We start from the raw sequence: 17,698 nt of genomic DNA, 5'->3' as shown, positions 1-17,698 counted from the left end.
GTTCAGTCGCGTAACAACAATTGTTTGAAATAGAGAAAGCGTAATCGAATATAGTCCGGGTACGCACGCCAACCTCCATGACGGATGGTCATATCCCGACACATATCCTGAAAGACATGGCGATAGATCTTTTCTTCGGAATCGTCGTAAACAGCTGCGAACAAGCCATGCTCGAGCATGTTGGAAAGGCATTCGTCGAGCTTAGCGTAGAGGGTCTCCTCGCTGTCTTCGCGCAATGTAGCATGCAGCTTCTCATATTGAATGCTTTGATTGAAAGAAGCTGTCGCATGAAAGACGGTGGTTTTGTCGAGATGAGATACGCCAAGGATTAATGCATAGAGTGCTTCCAACATGTCGATCGAATGACCGTCTAATTGTTGGATGGAATCAATGGCCATCAGCGTATCGATTCCAGATGCGCCAACCTTCTTTAAATATGTAAACGCATGGACGGCTGATTCCCCATAAAATTGACGATGATTGTAATGGACGGCAAGGAAACGATGTCCTGCTGGCTCTTCAGGGAAGCGTGTGATGGCTGAAAGGAAAAGCTGTTCTGCTTCGTGCATATATCCTTCATCCTCACTGATGATACCGAGGAGTATGTATCCGTGCACATGTTCGCCGAGTTGCTGATGCGTCTCTTCGATCAGCCGGCGCGCTTGAGTGTGTTCGTTCTTGAAGTAAAGGGAATGAGCTGTAGCGATGTTGAGCAATGGATGAGATGGGACAAGAACTCGTAAGCGCTCGGTTGCGGCAATGCGTACGTTCTCTTCTGTATCGGATGTCAGTGCTTCGAGTAACGCCACTTCAGCGACGTGGCTCTGAAGTTCATGAGAATGGGCGGTTATGGTTTGTGTCATGTAATGAGATCCCCTCTACTAGTTCGAAATCATAAGTCTTCGTTTCTCATCATATGACAAGCCGGGTGGTGCCTCAAGAAGTAATGAAGAGATTCGCCTGGGATTCCTTCTTTTCATAAAAAATAGTCGATGGTTCCTCGAAAAGGAATCATCGACTATTTCTACGTTCAAGATCATGCGTGTAAGTGAAGCACATCTTCAACGGATTTGTACGTGTATCCGAGATCGCGTGCGACCGCTTCGTACGTGACGAATCCTTGTGCGACATTCAATCCTTTTTCGAGAGCCTCGTTTTCAGCAAGCGCACGGTGTGTGCCTTTGTTCGCGAGTTCAAGGACATACGGGAGCGTTGCGTTCGTCAATGCAAGTGTAGACGTGCGTGGAACGGCACCCGGCATGTTCGCGACTGCGTAATGAACGACACCGAATTTTTCATATGTTGGGTCATCATGCGTCGAGATACGATCGACCGTTTCGAAGATACCACCTTGGTCGATGGCAACGTCAACGATGACAGCGCCCGGCTTCATGCGTTTGACCATGTCGGCAGTGACGAGTTTCGGTGCTTTTGCACCTGGAATCAAGACAGCACCGATGACGAGATCACTTTCAGCGACAGCTTCAGCAATCGTGTACGGGTTTGAGATCAATGTGTTGATCGAGTTACCGAAGATATCATCCAACTGGCGAAGGCGTTCTGGGCTGACATCGATGATCGTGACATCCGCACCGAGACCAACCGCGAGTTTCGCAGCATTCGTTCCGACGACACCGCCGCCGATGACTGTGACTTTTCCACGACGAACCCCAGGAACACCTGCAAGCAGGATGCCCATACCACCGTGTGGTTTTTCTAAGAACTGTGCACCGATTTGTGATGCCATGCGTCCTGCGACTTCACTCATTGGTGTTAACAATGGAAGTGTGCGGTTCTTTTCAACGGTTTCATAAGCGATTGCTGTGATGTTCGAATCAACAAGCGCACGTGTCAATTCTGGCTCAGCCGCTAGGTGAAGATACGTGAACAATGTTAAATCTGGACGGAAGTATTGGTACTCTGAAGCGATCGGCTCTTTGACTTTCAAAGCAAGTTCGGCTGTTGCCCAGACTTCAGCAGCAGTCGCGATGATTTCAGCACCGGCTTTGACGTACTCTTCGTTCGTGAAGCCACTCCCCATACCTGCCATCGATTCAATGATGACACGATGTCCTTGTGCATGTAACGCTGCTACCCCGGCAGGTGTTAATGCAACACGGTTTTCGTTGTTTTTGATTTCCTTTAATACTCCAATGATCATGTGAACGCGATCCCCTTTCGCAAATAAACAAATCAATTTCTCTTCTTCTTCAGTATACGAGAAATGAAAGCGTTCTACTTTATCGGCGTTTTCAAAAATAACCGATATCCTTTGTGTAAAATCACAAAGGATATCGGTCTGCTTTTAGGTACAAATAAAGTAAGGAGCGTTCAGGTAAAGATTCCATTCGAATGCCCGCTTCCTCCTCGATCCGTCGCATCCGATAAAGGATCGTATTCGGATGAACATGGAGATGGGAAGCGACTTGTTTGACGTTCCCATCGTAGTGCAGGAACCACTCTAGCGTCTCACATAAGGAGGAGGCATGTTTCACATCGTAAGCACGCAGACGTTCGATTTCTTCCAAGCGAACCGTCCGCCGTCGCAGACGCTCCGAGAAAATCGGTAAGAGCTGGAATAAACCGAGGCGTTCGTAACGGGTCACATTCTTCAGCTCAAATGGAAAGGCGTCCTTTAAACGTAAGACGATGCCAGCTTCTTCATAGCGCTCCGGAATCGCTTGGACGCCCGTGAAGACTTCACTACTTGCTGCGACGAAGTCCGTATAATCGAACCGCTCCGCGAGCAATTGTCGAAACGACTGGATGAAGGCGTCGAACTGCAGACGCTCTTGTTCTGCGTCGCGGTCGTTTGTGCTGATCCACAAGATGAAATCTGTTTCATCATACGCGTAAAGTAACGGACGAACTGTCTGCTGAATCGTCAATAAATAGCGCAGGCGATCCGCAAGTCGTGGTGTGATCGCTTCCGAAAAACGAATGACCGTCAAACGACTGATGCCAGGTGGTGCGACATGGAGCTTAGAAAACATCTTCAGAATCTCTGACTCGGATAATTCTTCATGTAATAACTCGAAGAAAAACTGTTCCGTCTGCTCTTCCTTCCGTTTTTTCTGCATGTCGATCGCCAGTAACTGACGTTGGGCAAGCAATGCTCCTTTCTTTAAATCCGCTAGTTCCGATGGAGTAAAAGGAGTGCTTCGAGCAATCGACCAAATATAGCCGAGAATTTCTGAATCTTGCTTGATCGCAATGGCGACACGATCGTTCAATCCGACATCCGTGCGTGCGGAAATAATGAGTGGATCATCTTGTGTAGCAAGGCTCTGGATGACTTCGTCTTTCCAGAGTTGGTCGATGACCGATTCCGGTACCCGGCGACCAATGATCGTTGCGACACGGGCAGGGTCTGTATCAGCAGTATGCGTACTATACGCAAGAAGGCGGTGATTGCGATCTTCAATCGTAATCGGGGCATTCAAGGCAATACCGATCGCTTCCGCTAAGTCGTCTAAGGAATGATATGAAGCTTCTAACATGGGATTTCCCTTCTTTCTCTTTCGCTCGATAGTTTTAGTATATCTTCTATTGTGTAAAATCACAAAAAGTATTCTTTTGTATTGTAAGAAAACACAACTACATGCTACGGTAAGCCTCGGAAAAAGAGAGAGAGGATGAAATGGCATGGAAGTATTACGTCTGATATCGGCTTGGGTCTGGGGGATTCCGAGTATGATGTTGTTGGTAGGAACAGGAGTATACTTTACGATCCGCTTACGCGGTCTTCAGTTTCGACGTTTAAAACAAGCGTTTCAATTATCTGTTCAAAAATCAGGGCAAGGTGAAGGTGAAATCAGTAGCTTTCAGATGTTGATGACGTCCCTCGCGGCGACGATCGGAAACGGAAACATCGCAGGGATCGCAGTCGCCTTGACGATGGGCGGACCGGGCGCAGTTTTTTGGATGTGGGTCATCGGTTTAATTGGAATGGCGACGAAATATGCAGAAAGCCTCCTTGCCATTCTCTTTAGAAGTCGAAACGAACGCGGCGAAGCCGTCAGTGGACCGATGTATTATATCGAGAAGGGACTAGGAGCTAAATTTAAACTACTCGCCATCCTGTTTGCGGTATTTGGTTTGATCGCATCGTTTGGTGTCGGGAACACGGTGCAAGCGAATGCGATGGCAACGGTGCTTGAGCAATCGTTCCGTGTGCCGCTGCTATTGTTCGGCATTCTGCTCGCGATTGCGGTCTATGTATCGATTCGTGGTGGACTTGAACGCGTCAGTGCGATCTCGACAATCTTCGTTCCGATCATGAGCTTACTTTATATCGGTGCCGCTTGTGTCCTTTTAGTATTGAAGGCAGATCAGATTCTACCAGCCTTTGGTTTAATCTTTGAGTACGCCTTCCAGCCGCTTGCGCCAGCGGGAGCCTTCACCGGTGTATCAATCATGATGGCGATGCAAGTCGGTGTAGCACGGGGGATTTTCACGAACGAAGCAGGACTTGGGACGGCAGCCTTGATTGCTGGATCTGCGAAAAGTGAGCGTCCGGTCGAACAAGGGTTGATTTCGATGACGAGTACCTTCATAGTGACCTTGATCGTTTGTACGATGACGGCACTCGTCCTTCTGACGACAGGTTTTTGGGATCCGTCAGGTGGGCTACATTCAGGTATGATGCATGATGCGAATCTTTCCGGGGCAGCACTGACAGCAACCGCCTTTGCGAGTGTTCTAGGATCATTTGGAGAATGGACGGTCGCTTTCTCCGTCTTCTTCTTCGGTTATTCAACGATCATTGGTTGGTATGTCTATGGAGAGAAGTGCTTGGAGTACTTGAGCGGTACGACACGCTTCAACGAAGGATACCGCGTGTTCTTTGCGCTCGCAGCCTGTTATGGTGCGGTCGCGCAATTAGAACCGTTGTGGCTGGTCGCAGATATTGCAAATGGATTAATGATGATTCCGAACTTGATTGGAATGTTGTTCTTGTCGCACTTAGTCATTGAACAAACGAGAGACTATGAACGAGCCGGTCACAAACGAGTGGCTTAACGGAAAAAAGCGGCTGACTCAAAAAAAGAATGACGCGTCTTTTCACGCCCTTTCCTCAGGCGAGACACAAGCCAGTTTTCCTGCTTCATTTAAGCAGGAAAGCGGGTCTTGTTCGTCTCTGACAGCGCATAAATGCGCTTTTCCTGTAGGAGTGACGTGTGACGCGTCATTCTTTTTGTTACGAGATAAGGGTGGCAGATCATCAGTCTGCCACCTTTATCTTTGTAGAGACTGACTTTTGAGTCAGCCCCTTTTCTGATGAGACGATTCATCCATTCGTTCGACGACGGCTGTAGATGAGGAGTGTCAGTAAGAAAATCAAACTAAGCGCAACGAGAACGGAGAGTGAAGCGACGTTCCAGCCGATGACCTCGAGTAACACACTGACCGCAACCGTCAAATAGAAGATACCGAGGTACTTTTTGACGAACGGACTTTCGAAATGCGTCAACTGCTTCGCGCCAATCGGTGCTCCGAGCAAGGCGCCGACGATTAGCATGATACCGACGAGGATATCGATATTCGTACTCGCGACCGTATAGTTGACGAGTCCCGATAGAACGATCAGTAACGCGGAAGCAATACTCGTTCCGACCGCACGTTTCAACTCATAGCCAACGATCCCGACGAGTAACGGTGTGATGATGAATCCACCGCTGACACCGAGGAGCGAAGAGATGAATCCAGCGAACAGACCAGTGAAGGCAAGGGCAAGATATCGATTTTTCCAACCAGTCTGTTCACCGGTCGTTGCTTTCGGACGTAAGAACTTATTCGCGAAGTAGAGTAAGAGTCCGATATAAACGATTGAGATGACGAGATGGGCACCGTTGACTTCCTCTAAACGAAGGACGAGTGGTGTCGCGATCGTCGAACCGATGATTCCAACGCCCCCGACGACAAGACTATCGCGCCAGACGACATTTTTAAGGCGTAAGTGAGAAATCGTACCTGAAACCGTTGACCCGAGAGTCAACATGAGACTGGTCGCGATCGCAACGCTTGGAGCATATCCTAAAATGAGTAGTAGAGGCGTCAAGATGATACCGCCACCGATTCCGAAAAAGCCGGAGATGATTCCAATGAAAAATCCGAGGATTAAGAAATAATAAAAAGCGAGATCCATGTACAGTCTTCCTTTCTTTTTCTTCTCTATTCTTCACTTAGTATGGCAATGAACGAGAAGAATGTAAAAGGGGACGGCTCCTTCAAGGGGGTTGAAGGAGCCGTTAAGGGGAACTTATTCTTTTGACGCGGCGACTTCTGCAGCAGCATCGATACCGGTATTGGCCTTGACTATGATACGTTCGAAGTTACCGGCAACTTCGTTCGATTTCGTCAACAGTGTCCCGACGATGGCTCCGAGGAAGCCAAGTGGGATGGAGACGATTCCTGGATTCGTCAGCGGGAAGAGGGCTTCCCCGACGAACAAGGCTGAACCGTCGACTGCCCAAAGGTTTGGACTGAGTGCGACGAGAATCAGTGAAGAGAATAACCCGACGACCATACCTGTGACAGCTCCGCCAGTATTGAAACGGCGCCAGAAGATCGTCAAGAGAATGACTGGCAAGTTAGCACTTGCCGCGACAGCAAAGGCAAGCGAAACGAGAAACGCGACGTTCATCGTTTGTGCGAACAATGCCAGTACCATCGAAATCAAGGCGACGGCGATGGAAGCGAGTCGTGCGGCCGTCATCTGTTCTTTTTCCGTTGCTTGTCCTTTACGTAGAATATGACTATAGAAGTCATGGGCAAAGGCGGATGCTGCGGATAAGACGAGTCCTGCAACAACGGCGAGAATCGTCGCAAAGGCGACTGCAGCGACGAACGCGAAGAGTAAATCGCCACCGAGTGCTTGGGCGAGAAGTGGTGCCGCCATGTTACCAGCAGCATTGGCAGCGATGATATCTTCAGAACCGACGAAAGCAGCGGCACCAAAGCCGAGGAAGATCGTCAAGATATAAAAGGCACCGATGATCCACGTCGCATATACGACGGATTTACGAGCAGTCGGAGCATCCTTAACAGTAAAGAAACGAATCAAGATATGTGGTAATCCAGCCGTTCCGAGAACGAGTGCGAGATTCAATGAAATCGTATCGAGCGGTAACTTGAACTTGTTTCCGGGATTCAAGAATGAATCACCGAGCGGTGTCGCTTGTTTGACTTCTGCAAACATCTTGAAGATCGAAAAATCGAACTTGGCGAATACCATGAAAGAAATGACAGCTGTTCCTGCCATCAAGAGGATCGCTTTGATGATTTGGACCCATGAGGTCGCTGTCATACCACCGAAGACGACGTAGACGGTCATCAAAATACCAACGATGATGACACTTGTCGTGTAAGGAATTCCTAATAACAATTCAATCAAGGCACCCGCACCGACGAGTTGGGCAATCATATAGAAAATCGAGATCGCGATCGAGTTCATGGCAGCGACTCCGCGAACTTTTGATGCGTTAAAACGAGCAGCGATCATATCCGCCATCGTGTATTTCCCGAGGTTCCGAAGTGGTTCGGCAACGAGATACAAGACAACGAGATAGGCAACGAGGAAGCCGATCGAGTAGAAGAATCCGTCGAATCCAGCTAAGGCGATCATCCCGGCAATTCCGAGGAACGAGGCAGCGGACATATAGTCGCCGGCAATCGCCATCCCGTTTTGCGCACCAGTGAGTCCGCCATCCGCTGTATAAAAATCGTTAGCTGTTTTTGTTTTACGAGCAGCAAAGTATGTAATGACGAGCGTCAAACCGACGATCGCCGCAAATAAAGCAACGGCAGTATAATTCATTTCGACTCCTCCTTGATTTGTTCGACGAGTCGATCAAAGGCACGTGCTTTTTTGCTATACATCATGCAGAACGTCCACGTCATGATGAACTGAGCAAAAGCGAAGATCCAAGCACCCGTAATATCACCGAATACCGGTTGATTTAAAATCGTAAAGTAGCTTGTCAAAATCGGAAGCGTAAAATAAAAAATAAGACAGAAACTGATGGCTGGAAGAATGAAGCCATTCTTTTGACGCATCAATTGTTGAAAGGTAGCACTCTCGACGATTGCTGGAGCGGATTGAGTCGCTTCATTTTTTTGAACTTCGGACACTTGATGCATGAGGCCGCCTCCTTTAAGGAATGAATGTAAATTCATTATAAGGATGTCGTTTCTGGAAAAGCTATCCTAATTTTTATGAAGAAAAGCTCATTATTATATTAATATTGGTCATACCAATTTAATGTAAGCGTTTGCGATATTGAACATTGTTTGAACGTTATTTTTATATATTAATTATGTCGGAAAATGATTCAAAAGACCTAGTACCCGAAAAATGAGAACAACTTAAAAAGCCTGCCTATGGAAGCATAGACAGGCTTGAGTCATTTTTCAGATGGACGTTCGATCTTATCTTCGATTTCCCGTAAATGATCCGCACGTTTTGAGAGCGCACGACGCTTCAACCATTCTTCCGTCCCGCGACTGACTCCCCAGATGGCGAGTAAAATCAAAAATAGAAGGACAAGACGCATCGGACGTTCAAGGAACGTGGACCATTCCTTTCCGATCAGCGAGAAGATGATGACGACGATCAGACGACCGGCACCAGCAGCAATCAAATACGTCCGCAGCGATAGTTGAATCATGGCGGAAATGGACGTGATGATGAACGCAGGCATGAACGGAAGCGAGAAAAAGAATCCCAGTGAGATGGGACTCATGTGACGAACACGTTCGATCCACTGTTGCGCGGCATGGTGTTTTTCAAGCCAACGCGTGACCGGACGACGAAATAGATATCGAATACAAGCGAAGACGACGAGTGATCCAAGCATGCTCCCGACCCATGATACGAGAACACCCATACCAAAACCATAGGTTGCCGCATTCGCGGAAATGATCAGGACGAGTGGCAGGAAAGGAAATAGAGACTCAAGAAACGGGGCAATCAAACCGGTGGCAGCTCCTCCAGGTAAGTCTTGGAGAAAGAAAATCATCTGCTCGATCCAGTCACGAAGTGTATGGAGCATTCGGAATCCTCCTTGCGAGATGTACTACTGTGTTTTATTTTACCTCTTTCTGATTCAGAAAGGGAATGAAATTCCTTGAAAGGGATTCAGGAATTGTAGATTGTACATTCGAAAGGGAGTTGGTATTATACTTAAATGGGTGCGTTTTGCAGGCGTTCCCAGCTAGTCAATAGCTAGACGCTTCGTTTGCCAACGTTCGTTTTACTGCAAAAAACTGACATGGGGGCTAATGAGGAATATGAAACCTTATCGCGTACTATTATTTTATAAGTATGTTCCGATCGAAAATGCGGAACAGCTAACGAAAGAGCATCTTGCTTACTGTAAAGAGCTCGGTATTAAAGGTCGGATTTTGATCGCACCAGAAGGAATCAACGGCACACTCTCTGGAACGGTCGAACAAACGGAACAATACATGAAGGACTTGACGGCGGATCCACGATTTGCTGACATCGAATTCAAAATCGATGAAGTCGAAGAGCACGCCTTCAAAAAGACGTTCGTCCGTTACAAAAAAGAACTCGTCACATGGCGTTTTGAGGATGAATTCAACGTACCAGAAGAACACGCTGCGTATCTTGAACCAGCAGAGTGGAAAGAAATGATGAAACAAGATGATGTCGTCATTCTCGATGTACGCAACAACTATGAATACGACCTCGGACACTTCAAGAATGCTGTAAAAGTCGATGTCGATGCTTCACGGGAATTCCCGGAGTGGCTTGACGAGAACGAGCATTTGTTTGAAGGGAAAAAGGTTCTCACATACTGTACGGGTGGCGTTCGTTGTGAAAAATTCACGGCGTACTTCCGTAAACGGCAACAGAGTGATGATATCTTCCATCTTAAAGGCGGAGTCGTCATGTACGGAAAAGATGAACAGACGCAAGGAGAAGACTGGGAAGGCGAACTATACGTCTTTGATGAGCGTGTACAAGTTCCTGTCAATGCCGTCAATCCTTCTGTCGTCTCAGAATGTTACTACTGTGGAAAACCGGAGACGCGCTACGTTAATTGTGCAAACCCGGAATGTAATCGACAGCACTTCTGCTGTGAAGAATGCGAACCAAAAGTCATGCGTTCGTGTTCCGATGAATGCCGGGAGCATCCGCGCAACCGTTATGAAAAAGAGCAACAAGAAGAATTAGTATAAGGCACGCGTAAAAAGCCGGAAGATTTCTTTAGTAGAAATCGCCCGGCTTTTTGTGTATTCACGAGGAAGGAAACAAGTAACGTAAAATATCCGGTAAACGCTCGGCCCAGGCCGTTTCATGATGGATTGCTTCCGGGATAATCGTATAGCGACTTTGAGTAAGTTTCTGTTCGACCGCTCGCGCTAAGACATCATTTGTGTGTAAATAATCTGTCTCCGTCATCGGGCCACTCACTTCTTTTGTCCCGACATCCATATAACAGCGATGGGCAGCAGACAGCGACGGACTGCGCTCGATGAATTCAAGGAGTGAGGAGAAGTTTGCCCATCCGGCCGTCGACAGGGCAGCGACGCGCGTGATGACTTCCGGATATGCGAATAATCCATAAAGCGAGATGACGCCACCCATCGAGCTGCCGATCATCGTCGTATCGTCAGAGCGTGTCGCGTAGTTGGCATCAATGTACGGTTTTAGCTCGCGAATGATCCAGTCCATGTAGACCTTACCGTTTCCCCCGATCGACTTCCGGTGCGAAGGATAAGCAGTCCGCATCAATAAAGCTTCATCACTCCAAGGAGCGTAGTCGTCGTAACGGTCCATGCCGTCTTCTGGACTGTCGATCGCGACGACCATTGCCGGAATCTGTGTTTGTTGTAGCGCAAGATGAATCTCCCAGCCTTTTCCGAACGAGGCGGTTTCTCCACTGAAGACGTTTTGTCCATCGTGCATATAAATCACCGGTAACGCTTCAGAAGGATCTAAATGGGGCGGACGATGAATCCGAATCGTCCGGTGAGCTTGTGATGTCGGTAGCGTCATTTCAATTTCCGTAATCGACAATAGAGTCACGACCTTTCAAAGATTTGCGTAATGCGCGGTACAATTGCGTCCGTTGTGTTTTCCGCCGACATAGAGTGCATGGTCGGCTTGACGGAGTGATTCTTCGAACGTTCGTTGATATCTTTCCTCCACTGTGTCAATTCCGAGGCTGACCGTTAAGGACAGTCGGTGACCATCGACGAGGAAGGGACGATCCATGACCGCATGGCGGACCATCTCGGCAATCTGGATAGCAGCCTCTTGACTACCATTTCGCAACAGAAGTACGAATTCCTCCCCACCATAACGAGCAGCAAAGACATCATCATATTGTAATTGGATCGCCTGGATACGTCGACCGAGTTCACGAAGGACGAGATCGCCTACTTTATGACCGTACGTATCATTGACACGTTTGAAGTGATCGATATCGAACAGGATAACGGAGAGCGGATAGCAGTCAGCGGCAAATTCCTGCCGACCGTGTTCATAAAAAGCCCGACTATTCGGTAATTCGGTCAAGGCATCGGTCCGACTTTCCGTATAGAGTTGGACCGTTTCACGTGAGCGTTCTAAGACGCGACAAAAGATACGGAGCAAACGAGATAATTCGTCGGCATTTGTCACATCATAGGCGTCTGCGACTTGATGGAACAGGATGATCGAAACATCGACCTCTCCGCTCGTAATCGAAGGAATCGCTAGCATCGAGTGACGATCGACAGGCAATCCGATTTGAATATCGTTTCCCCAGTCGCAACGCAGCCCATAGATGATCGGGGTATGCAAATCGTCGGCTGACAAGGAATGAAACAGTGGTAACACGTCGATTGGTTGTTTCGTCCGGATGTTATAGATGACTTGTTTCCGCTGTTGTTGAATCGAGATCCAACCTTCAGAAAACGGCAATAGATGCGGTAAATCGAGGAGCAACGAATCGATCGTCTCGCGCTCGAAGCGGGAAATCAACAAATGTTCCTTCGCATCATCAAATCGCTTAGCATTATCGTTTGCTTCAAGGGAGTCGCCACGCTCTTGCAACAGACGTTTGAACAAAAAGAGAATCAAGGCGGAAACTGTAGCCGCGACGAGCGGACTTTCATCGTAGAACCAGATTCCAAGTAGAGCACTTAACATGCTAATCCCGTAGACGAGGGACTGAAGCTTTACGAGACGTTGCCAATCGTATTTCAAGTAGAGGAATCGATTGACGAATAGACATTGGAAGTAAGAGACAAGGAAGACGGTGATCAAAAAGCCGATGAAAGGGAGCAAGGCTTTCGTATACGTAAAGTTTGAGCCGATCGGTCCGCCGAGCGCATAATACGCAAAGACCGGAAGCGAGATGTAGACTAAATCGAACAAGGCGTTGATCGGGTAGAGATAAACGAAACGTTTCCAACGAATCGCTTTTCGGTGAGACATGAATTGAAAGACGAGAATACCGACTTGGCTTAAAATCAAGGCGTACGTTAAACCGTAATTGAGGAATAAAAATAAGATGATTCCTTCTTGGAATGTATAGTAAATGCCACCACGACGGACATTATCGAACTGAAACAGGAGAACGAGTCCGAATAAATAAAGAGTGTTGATGATGGAGACAGAAGGATGGAAGGTTGGTGGATGAGAACGATGCCGATCACTAATAATGTCAAGGCGACGAGACCGAAGACGATCCAGCTCGTCCGGGCTACATGTTGGTAGTAGCGCATGAAACATCCCTCCCCCTGAGAAGTATCTTTTATTCCTATACCCGAATTGTGGAAATTTTGATGAGCCATTTACCAAAAAAATAAGGTTGAGAGAAAAGAAAGAATTGCGTATAATGTGAAAGATATCGAATACAGTCGATGATGAAGAGAGTAACGGTTGATTTTCGTCAACTAGCGAATCAGGGAATGGTGGAAGCCTGAGGACGAACCGGTCGTGAAACGCACTTCTGAGACGCTGCCCGATTCCTGATGGAAAAGGCGTAGCCGGGGGAACCCCGTTATCCCCGAACAAGGTGGGTGTCGAGTGACACCAAGAAGAGTGGTACCGCGGTCATTCCGTCTCTTTGCGCGTGGCGCAAGGGGCGTTTTTTATTGCCAAAAAATCAGTAAAGCAGGAGGAAATAAAGATGAGTTATAAAGCGCAGTATGCAGAAGTATTACATCAAGTCATGGAAGGTACCTTATCGGTTGAACAAATCGAACAACTGATCGAGCAACCGAAACATGAAGATCATGGAGATCTGGCATTCCCATGTTTCATGCTCGCTAAAGCATTCCGTAAAGCACCGAACATGATTGCTTCGGAGCTCGCAGAAAAAATTGACGCGCCGTTGTTCTCGAACGTTCAAGCTGTTGGTCCTTACATCAACGTCTTCTTGAACCGGGAAGTCGTCTCGCAAGAAATCGTCAACCAAGTCCTGACGGAGCAAGAGGCGTTCGGATCAAGTGAAGCGAATGGAAAAACGATCGTCACTGATTTTTCATCACCAAACATCGCGAAACCATTCTCGATGGGGCACTTGCGTTCGACGGTCATCGGGAACGCGCTCAACCAAATCTCACGTAAAAAAGGGTACGACGTCGTCGGTGTCAACCACTTAGGGGACTGGGGAACACAGTTCGGGAAATTGATGGTGGCTTACACGATGTGGGGTGAGGAAGAAGCGGTCCGTGCAGAACCAATCAAGGAATTGTTGAAATTATACGTCCGGTTCCACGAAGAAGCGGAAACAAATCCGGCACTTGAGGACGAAGGACGTCTCTGGTTCAAAAAACTCGAACAAGGTGATGAGCAGGCAACGACGCTTTGGACGTGGTTCCGTGAAGTCTCACTCGTCGAGTTTAACCGTGTCTATGAGATGCTCGGTGTTAAATTCGATAGTTTGAACGGAGAAGCCTTCTACAACGATAAGATGCAACACGTCATCGATTTGCTCGAAGAAAAAGATCTCCTCGTCGAATCAGAAGGGGCAATGGTCGTCGACCTCGAAGCAGAGGGTATGCCACCTGCCTTGATTAAAAAGAAAGATGGCGCAACGCTTTATGCGACACGTGACTTAGCAGCTGCTGTCTATCGTCTCGAAACGTACCGCTTTGAGCAAGCGTTCTACGTCGTCGGTGGGGAACAAGCGCTTCACTTCAAGCAATTGTTCGCAGTCTTGAAGAAACTTGGATTTGAGAACGTCGACGGAATGCACCATGTGCCGTTCGGTCTGATCATGAAGGACGGAAAGAAAATGTCGACGCGTAAAGGTCGGATCGTCTTGCTTGAAGAAGTACTACAAGAAGCGATCGACGTTGCGAAGCAAAACATCGCGGAAAAAAATCCGAACTTAGCGAATGCCGAAGCCACGGCTCGCCAAGTTGGTGTCGGCGCGGTCATCTTCCATGACTTGAAGAACGAACGGATGAACAACATCGAGTTCGATCTTGAGCAGATGTTGAAATTCGAAGGCGAAACAGGACCGTATGTCCAGTACACGAATGCCCGTGCGCACTCATTGCTCCGTAAAGGTGGCTATGATGGCACACCATTCGCTGGTAGTGCCGATGATCATGCATGGGGTGTCGTGTCGATGCTAAACCAATTCTCGACGGTCATCGATCGCGCGTTCACACGTCGTGAGCCGTCAATCATCAGCCGCTACGTCTTAGATCTTGCACAAAGCTTCAATAAATACTACGGACACGTCCGTGTTCTCGAAGATGACGCAGCAAAACAATCGCGTCTTGCACTCGTCAAGTCTGTCACGATCGTCTTGACAGAGGGTCTTCGTTTGCTTGGTGTCGGCGCTCCAGAAGAAATGTAAGACCAATCCACGAATAAGAAGAGGTAGATTATGAAGACTGAGACGAAAGAACGATTACAGCAAGCTGCTTCACAGATGAAGCAGGAGCCTTTGGCAGAAACGGTCGCCTTTATGGCTGATTTTCACGGGAAAGTCGCTGCTTGGTTACCGGGAGAGTCTGTCGATTTCGTTCACGATTTCGTGACGGCGCCGGAAGCCGATTTGATTGCTCCGATTGAAGGAGACGCGTTACGGACGAAAGACAATTTTGAATTCTTCATGCGTAAGAAACAGACACGGAAAAAACTGGGTGAACTGTTGACGCTTTGGAAGTCGGCACGTACGACAGAGACGTTGAGTCAAATCGATGCGATCGGATTGAAAAAATGGCTCGCTCGTAATGAATTCCGTTCGGAAGACAAACCATGGGATTATTTGAACCGTCTGCATGTTCTGCTATTCCTTGATTTGATGACGACGATCATCGATGATCATCGATTGACGAGTCTGCATGAGCAACTTGTCGGTACGACACCAGTCCCGACGAGCTTCGTACGTCGTCAAGGGGATGTTCGTCAAGTCATCGAAACATTCGCGGAAGAGACGAACTTCACACAAGTGGATGTCGTCAAGGCATCGCTTGTCCGTTATCTCTGATCAATAGGATGCACGAACAAAAGCCGTCGAGCCCTGTGCCCGACGGCTTTTGTCGTATCTTCTTACTTCGCTTGATGGAACACAATCGATTGTTGCTCTGAATCGTAAAGACACCATTCTCGTTCGAACACGACAGGACCCAGATTGACGGCATGCCGTTCTCCTTTGATGGATAAAGTTTGACCTAGTGGGCTCGGTTTGGCGATGCCATTTTGAAACAAACCTCTGATATGACTATGGCCAAAAAAGAGTAATGGTTCTCGTTGTTGTGACAGATTGGGTAGAAAATCACGCGACCAACTGAGTTGATCTCCATGAATCAATAATGCCCCCTCGATCCGTTGTTTTCGAGGGTAATCGCGTAACGCATCGATGACAGGAGACAGATGCGGTGGGACGAGCGACAGGATGCGTTCTTCTTGATTGCCAAGCAACGTCTTAAAATCAATCAACTCTAAAAAATCATCATCGAGCGTCACGACGAGGGAGAGCGATTCGAAAGAATAGCGCTTCGCTCGCTTTTTACCGACATGGCATTCATGAACATCACCGAGACAAAACAAATGCGCATCGGGAGCGAGCCGCCGTATGTCAGCTAGGACAGCCGCTGTGTCGGCTAATGAGCTATGAAGATCCGCAAAAAGGGCATAACGCATGATCGACCACTCCTTTGTTAAGGAGATACCCGAAAATGCGTCATGCCCATCTTTTTTCAATTAAGTCGTACGGATCTTATTCTGTTTCGACTGTGACGCCACGTTCTGCAAAGACGACTTTTGCGACTTCAAGTGCGTTCAAGACACGTGGGAATCCAGTGTAAGGAACAAGATGCATGATAGCTTCGACGATTTCGTTTCCTGTTAAACCAGCTGTCAATCCAGTATTGATGTGGAGAGCAAGCTGTGGTTCTGTACCTTGTGTGACGAGAGAAGCAATCGTAACGATTGCGCGGTCACGGTTGACGAGACCATCGCGGCTGTAAACTTCACCGTATGCGAAATCCGTGATCCACTCACCGACTGCTGGAGCGATATCTTTCAGGGATTCAGAGATTTTGTCATGCGTAGATTGTGCAGCGTTTGCGTCTGTGAATTCGCTGAGTTTTTTAACGCCTGTTTCGTGACGTGATTCAAAATGAGTTGCCATGGTAAAGGACTTCCTTTCTTTTTTAACGATGTTCTTATCGTAAAGGAAGAAATACCATGCTACAAATACATGGTTTTTATGAAAGGTATGCTTATTTGGAATACATATCGCTAACGAATTGAATCCACTTCCGCGTCACATACGATTGATAGCGACCGGTCGGAACGGCGATTCCTAAGTGCCACGGGACACGTGTTTCAAGCGGAATCGTTTTGACGCCACGAATCGAAAAGCGATCCGCGATCGAACGCGGCAGGACAGTCACGGCATTTCCTTCTGCGACTAGTAAACATAAGAAGTCCCACTGTGAGCTCACCCGAGACACGTTAGGCGTAAATCCGGCATCTTGGCAGGCGTTCAAGACGACATCGTGTAGTGAGAATGTTTCATTGAACAAGACGAACGGCATGTCGGCGACTTCCTCTAACGCAATCATCGATCGATCGGCGAGTGGGTGATCATTTGGTAAAAACAAATGCAATTCTTCTTCAATGAAGGGGTGTGTCGTTAAATGCTCATTCGAAGGCAGCACCGTTGCGATCAAATCGACTTCACCGGCGACGACCGCTTTTTCTAGCGCATGCCCACCGGCTTCGATTAATTCGATTTGAATCATCGGATACATCTCTTCGAAGCGACGCAGGAGACCCGGGAAAAACAGTGAACCGATCAGTGGGGGAACACCGAGCCGAATCGTTCCCTTCGTCAGATGCATGACATCATAGAGGTGGGAAGGCAGGTCAGATAACTGCCGCAGAATCTTTTCACCTTCAATCAATAAGGTCTCACCGGCATCCGTCAGGACGATTTGTCGTTTACTCCGATCGAACAAATCCACTTCAAGTTCTTCTTCTAAGTGACGGACCATTTTACTGAGTGTCGGTTGCGTGACGTGGAGATGTTCAGCGGCACGAGTGAAGCTTTTGAAGCGTGCCACTTCCGTAAAGTATTCCAGTTGGCGGAAATCCATCAGTATTCTCCTATTCTTTTGAGTTATAGATGTCATAACAAGTATTCATTTTTATTATTCTTTCAATCAGCGTACAGTAAAGAGACCGAACACGTAAAGATAAAGAAAGAAGGAA

Annotated in this window: 16 protein-coding genes and 1 other annotated feature; of the genes, 4 read left to right on the top strand and 12 right to left on the bottom strand. The window is 47.7% G+C overall.

The features are described 5' to 3' along the window. Positions 1-2: 2 nt before the first annotated feature. The 3 genes from KNQ12_RS12910 to KNQ12_RS12900 all read right to left on the bottom strand — a co-directional run bounded on the left by KNQ12_RS12910 (position 3) and on the right by KNQ12_RS12900 (position 3,500). Positions 3-863, bottom strand: coding sequence for a tetratricopeptide repeat protein (locus tag KNQ12_RS12910; protein ID WP_214748710.1), 861 nt, complete (start codon positions 861-863; stop codon positions 3-5). Positions 864-1,036: 173 nt separating this feature from the next. Further along, on the bottom strand, positions 1,037-2,161 hold the full coding sequence (gene ald, locus KNQ12_RS12905) for an alanine dehydrogenase (protein ID WP_023469687.1): 1,125 nt from the start codon (positions 2,159-2,161) through the stop codon (positions 1,037-1,039). Positions 2,162-2,282: 121 nt separating this feature from the next. Then, entirely contained in the window at positions 2,283-3,500 is a 1,218-nt protein-coding gene (locus KNQ12_RS12900; RefSeq protein WP_035395605.1) for a PucR family transcriptional regulator, read from the bottom strand. Positions 3,501-3,645: 145 nt separating this feature from the next. On the opposite strand from KNQ12_RS12900, the gene KNQ12_RS12895 reads away from it, so the two are divergent. Continuing rightward, positions 3,646-5,022, top strand: a complete 1,377-nt coding sequence (locus tag KNQ12_RS12895) for an alanine/glycine:cation symporter family protein (RefSeq protein ID WP_214748707.1) — start codon at positions 3,646-3,648, stop codon at positions 5,020-5,022. Positions 5,023-5,290: 268 nt separating this feature from the next. On the opposite strand, the gene KNQ12_RS12890 is transcribed toward KNQ12_RS12895, so the two are convergent. The 4 genes from KNQ12_RS12890 to KNQ12_RS12875 all read right to left on the bottom strand — a co-directional run bounded on the left by KNQ12_RS12890 (position 5,291) and on the right by KNQ12_RS12875 (position 9,053). Next, positions 5,291-6,148: a sulfite exporter TauE/SafE family protein gene (locus KNQ12_RS12890; RefSeq protein ID WP_050678439.1), complete on the bottom strand. Its 858-nt coding sequence runs from the start codon at positions 6,146-6,148 to the stop codon at positions 5,291-5,293. A 114-nt stretch (positions 6,149-6,262) separates the two neighbouring features. Continuing rightward, the gene (locus KNQ12_RS12885) at positions 6,263-7,819 is read right to left on the bottom strand and encodes a solute symporter family protein (RefSeq protein ID WP_050678440.1); all 1,557 of its coding nucleotides are present in this window, start codon (positions 7,817-7,819) and stop codon (positions 6,263-6,265) included. Further along, positions 7,816-8,142: a DUF485 domain-containing protein gene (locus KNQ12_RS12880; protein WP_023469682.1), complete on the bottom strand. Its 327-nt coding sequence runs from the start codon at positions 8,140-8,142 to the stop codon at positions 7,816-7,818. The genes KNQ12_RS12885 and KNQ12_RS12880 overlap by 4 nt, the downstream gene beginning before the upstream one ends. 263 nt (positions 8,143-8,405) lie before the next feature. After that, a complete protein-coding gene (locus KNQ12_RS12875; RefSeq protein WP_023469681.1) occupies positions 8,406-9,053 on the bottom strand; it encodes a TVP38/TMEM64 family protein in 648 nt (215 codons plus the stop codon). 238 nt (positions 9,054-9,291) lie between these two features. Between KNQ12_RS12875 and trhO the strand changes: the two genes are divergently transcribed. Further along, entirely contained in the window at positions 9,292-10,206 is a 915-nt protein-coding gene (trhO, locus tag KNQ12_RS12870) for an oxygen-dependent tRNA uridine(34) hydroxylase TrhO (RefSeq protein ID WP_023469680.1), read from the top strand. 58 nt (positions 10,207-10,264) lie between these two features. Here the strand turns inward: trhO and KNQ12_RS12865 are convergent, their stop codons facing one another. Both KNQ12_RS12865 and KNQ12_RS12860 read right to left on the bottom strand, forming a co-directional pair. After that, the gene (locus KNQ12_RS12865) at positions 10,265-11,026 is read right to left on the bottom strand and encodes an alpha/beta hydrolase (protein WP_251055846.1); all 762 of its coding nucleotides are present in this window, start codon (positions 11,024-11,026) and stop codon (positions 10,265-10,267) included. Positions 11,027-11,062: 36 nt separating this feature from the next. After that, positions 11,063-12,748, bottom strand: a complete 1,686-nt coding sequence (locus KNQ12_RS12860) for a GGDEF domain-containing protein (protein ID WP_251055845.1) — start codon at positions 12,746-12,748, stop codon at positions 11,063-11,065. Between the two features lie 122 nt (positions 12,749-12,870). Then, positions 12,871-13,088 (top strand) — a binding site (T-box leader). A gap of 60 nt (positions 13,089-13,148) precedes the next feature. On the opposite strand from KNQ12_RS12860, the gene argS reads away from it, so the two are divergent. Together argS and KNQ12_RS12850 are read left to right on the top strand one after the other, a co-directional pair. Continuing rightward, a complete protein-coding gene (gene argS / locus KNQ12_RS12855) occupies positions 13,149-14,831 on the top strand; it encodes an arginine--tRNA ligase (protein WP_214748701.1) in 1,683 nt (560 codons plus the stop codon). Positions 14,832-14,861: 30 nt separating this feature from the next. Then, a complete protein-coding gene (locus KNQ12_RS12850) occupies positions 14,862-15,467 on the top strand; it encodes a hypothetical protein (protein ID WP_050678446.1) in 606 nt (201 codons plus the stop codon). A 62-nt stretch (positions 15,468-15,529) separates the two neighbouring features. Here KNQ12_RS12850 and KNQ12_RS12845 read toward each other — a convergent pair whose 3' ends face one another. The 3 genes from KNQ12_RS12845 to KNQ12_RS12835 form a co-directional block, all read right to left on the bottom strand. Beyond that, on the bottom strand, positions 15,530-16,123 hold the full coding sequence (locus KNQ12_RS12845) for a metallophosphoesterase family protein (RefSeq protein ID WP_214748699.1): 594 nt from the start codon (positions 16,121-16,123) through the stop codon (positions 15,530-15,532). A gap of 76 nt (positions 16,124-16,199) precedes the next feature. Then, positions 16,200-16,613: a carboxymuconolactone decarboxylase family protein gene (locus KNQ12_RS12840; RefSeq protein ID WP_023469674.1), complete on the bottom strand. Its 414-nt coding sequence runs from the start codon at positions 16,611-16,613 to the stop codon at positions 16,200-16,202. A gap of 91 nt (positions 16,614-16,704) precedes the next feature. Continuing rightward, complete coding sequence (locus KNQ12_RS12835; RefSeq protein ID WP_214748696.1) at positions 16,705-17,583, bottom strand: LysR family transcriptional regulator; 879 nt, start codon at positions 17,581-17,583, stop codon at positions 16,705-16,707. Between the last annotated feature and the right edge of the window lie 115 nt (positions 17,584-17,698).

This window comes from Exiguobacterium sp. s11 (genome assembly GCF_018619015.1).
Classification (GTDB): Bacteria; Bacillota; Bacilli; order Exiguobacteriales; family Exiguobacteriaceae; genus Exiguobacterium_A; species Exiguobacterium_A indicum.
This window is presented reverse-complemented; position numbering and strand designations above follow the sequence as displayed.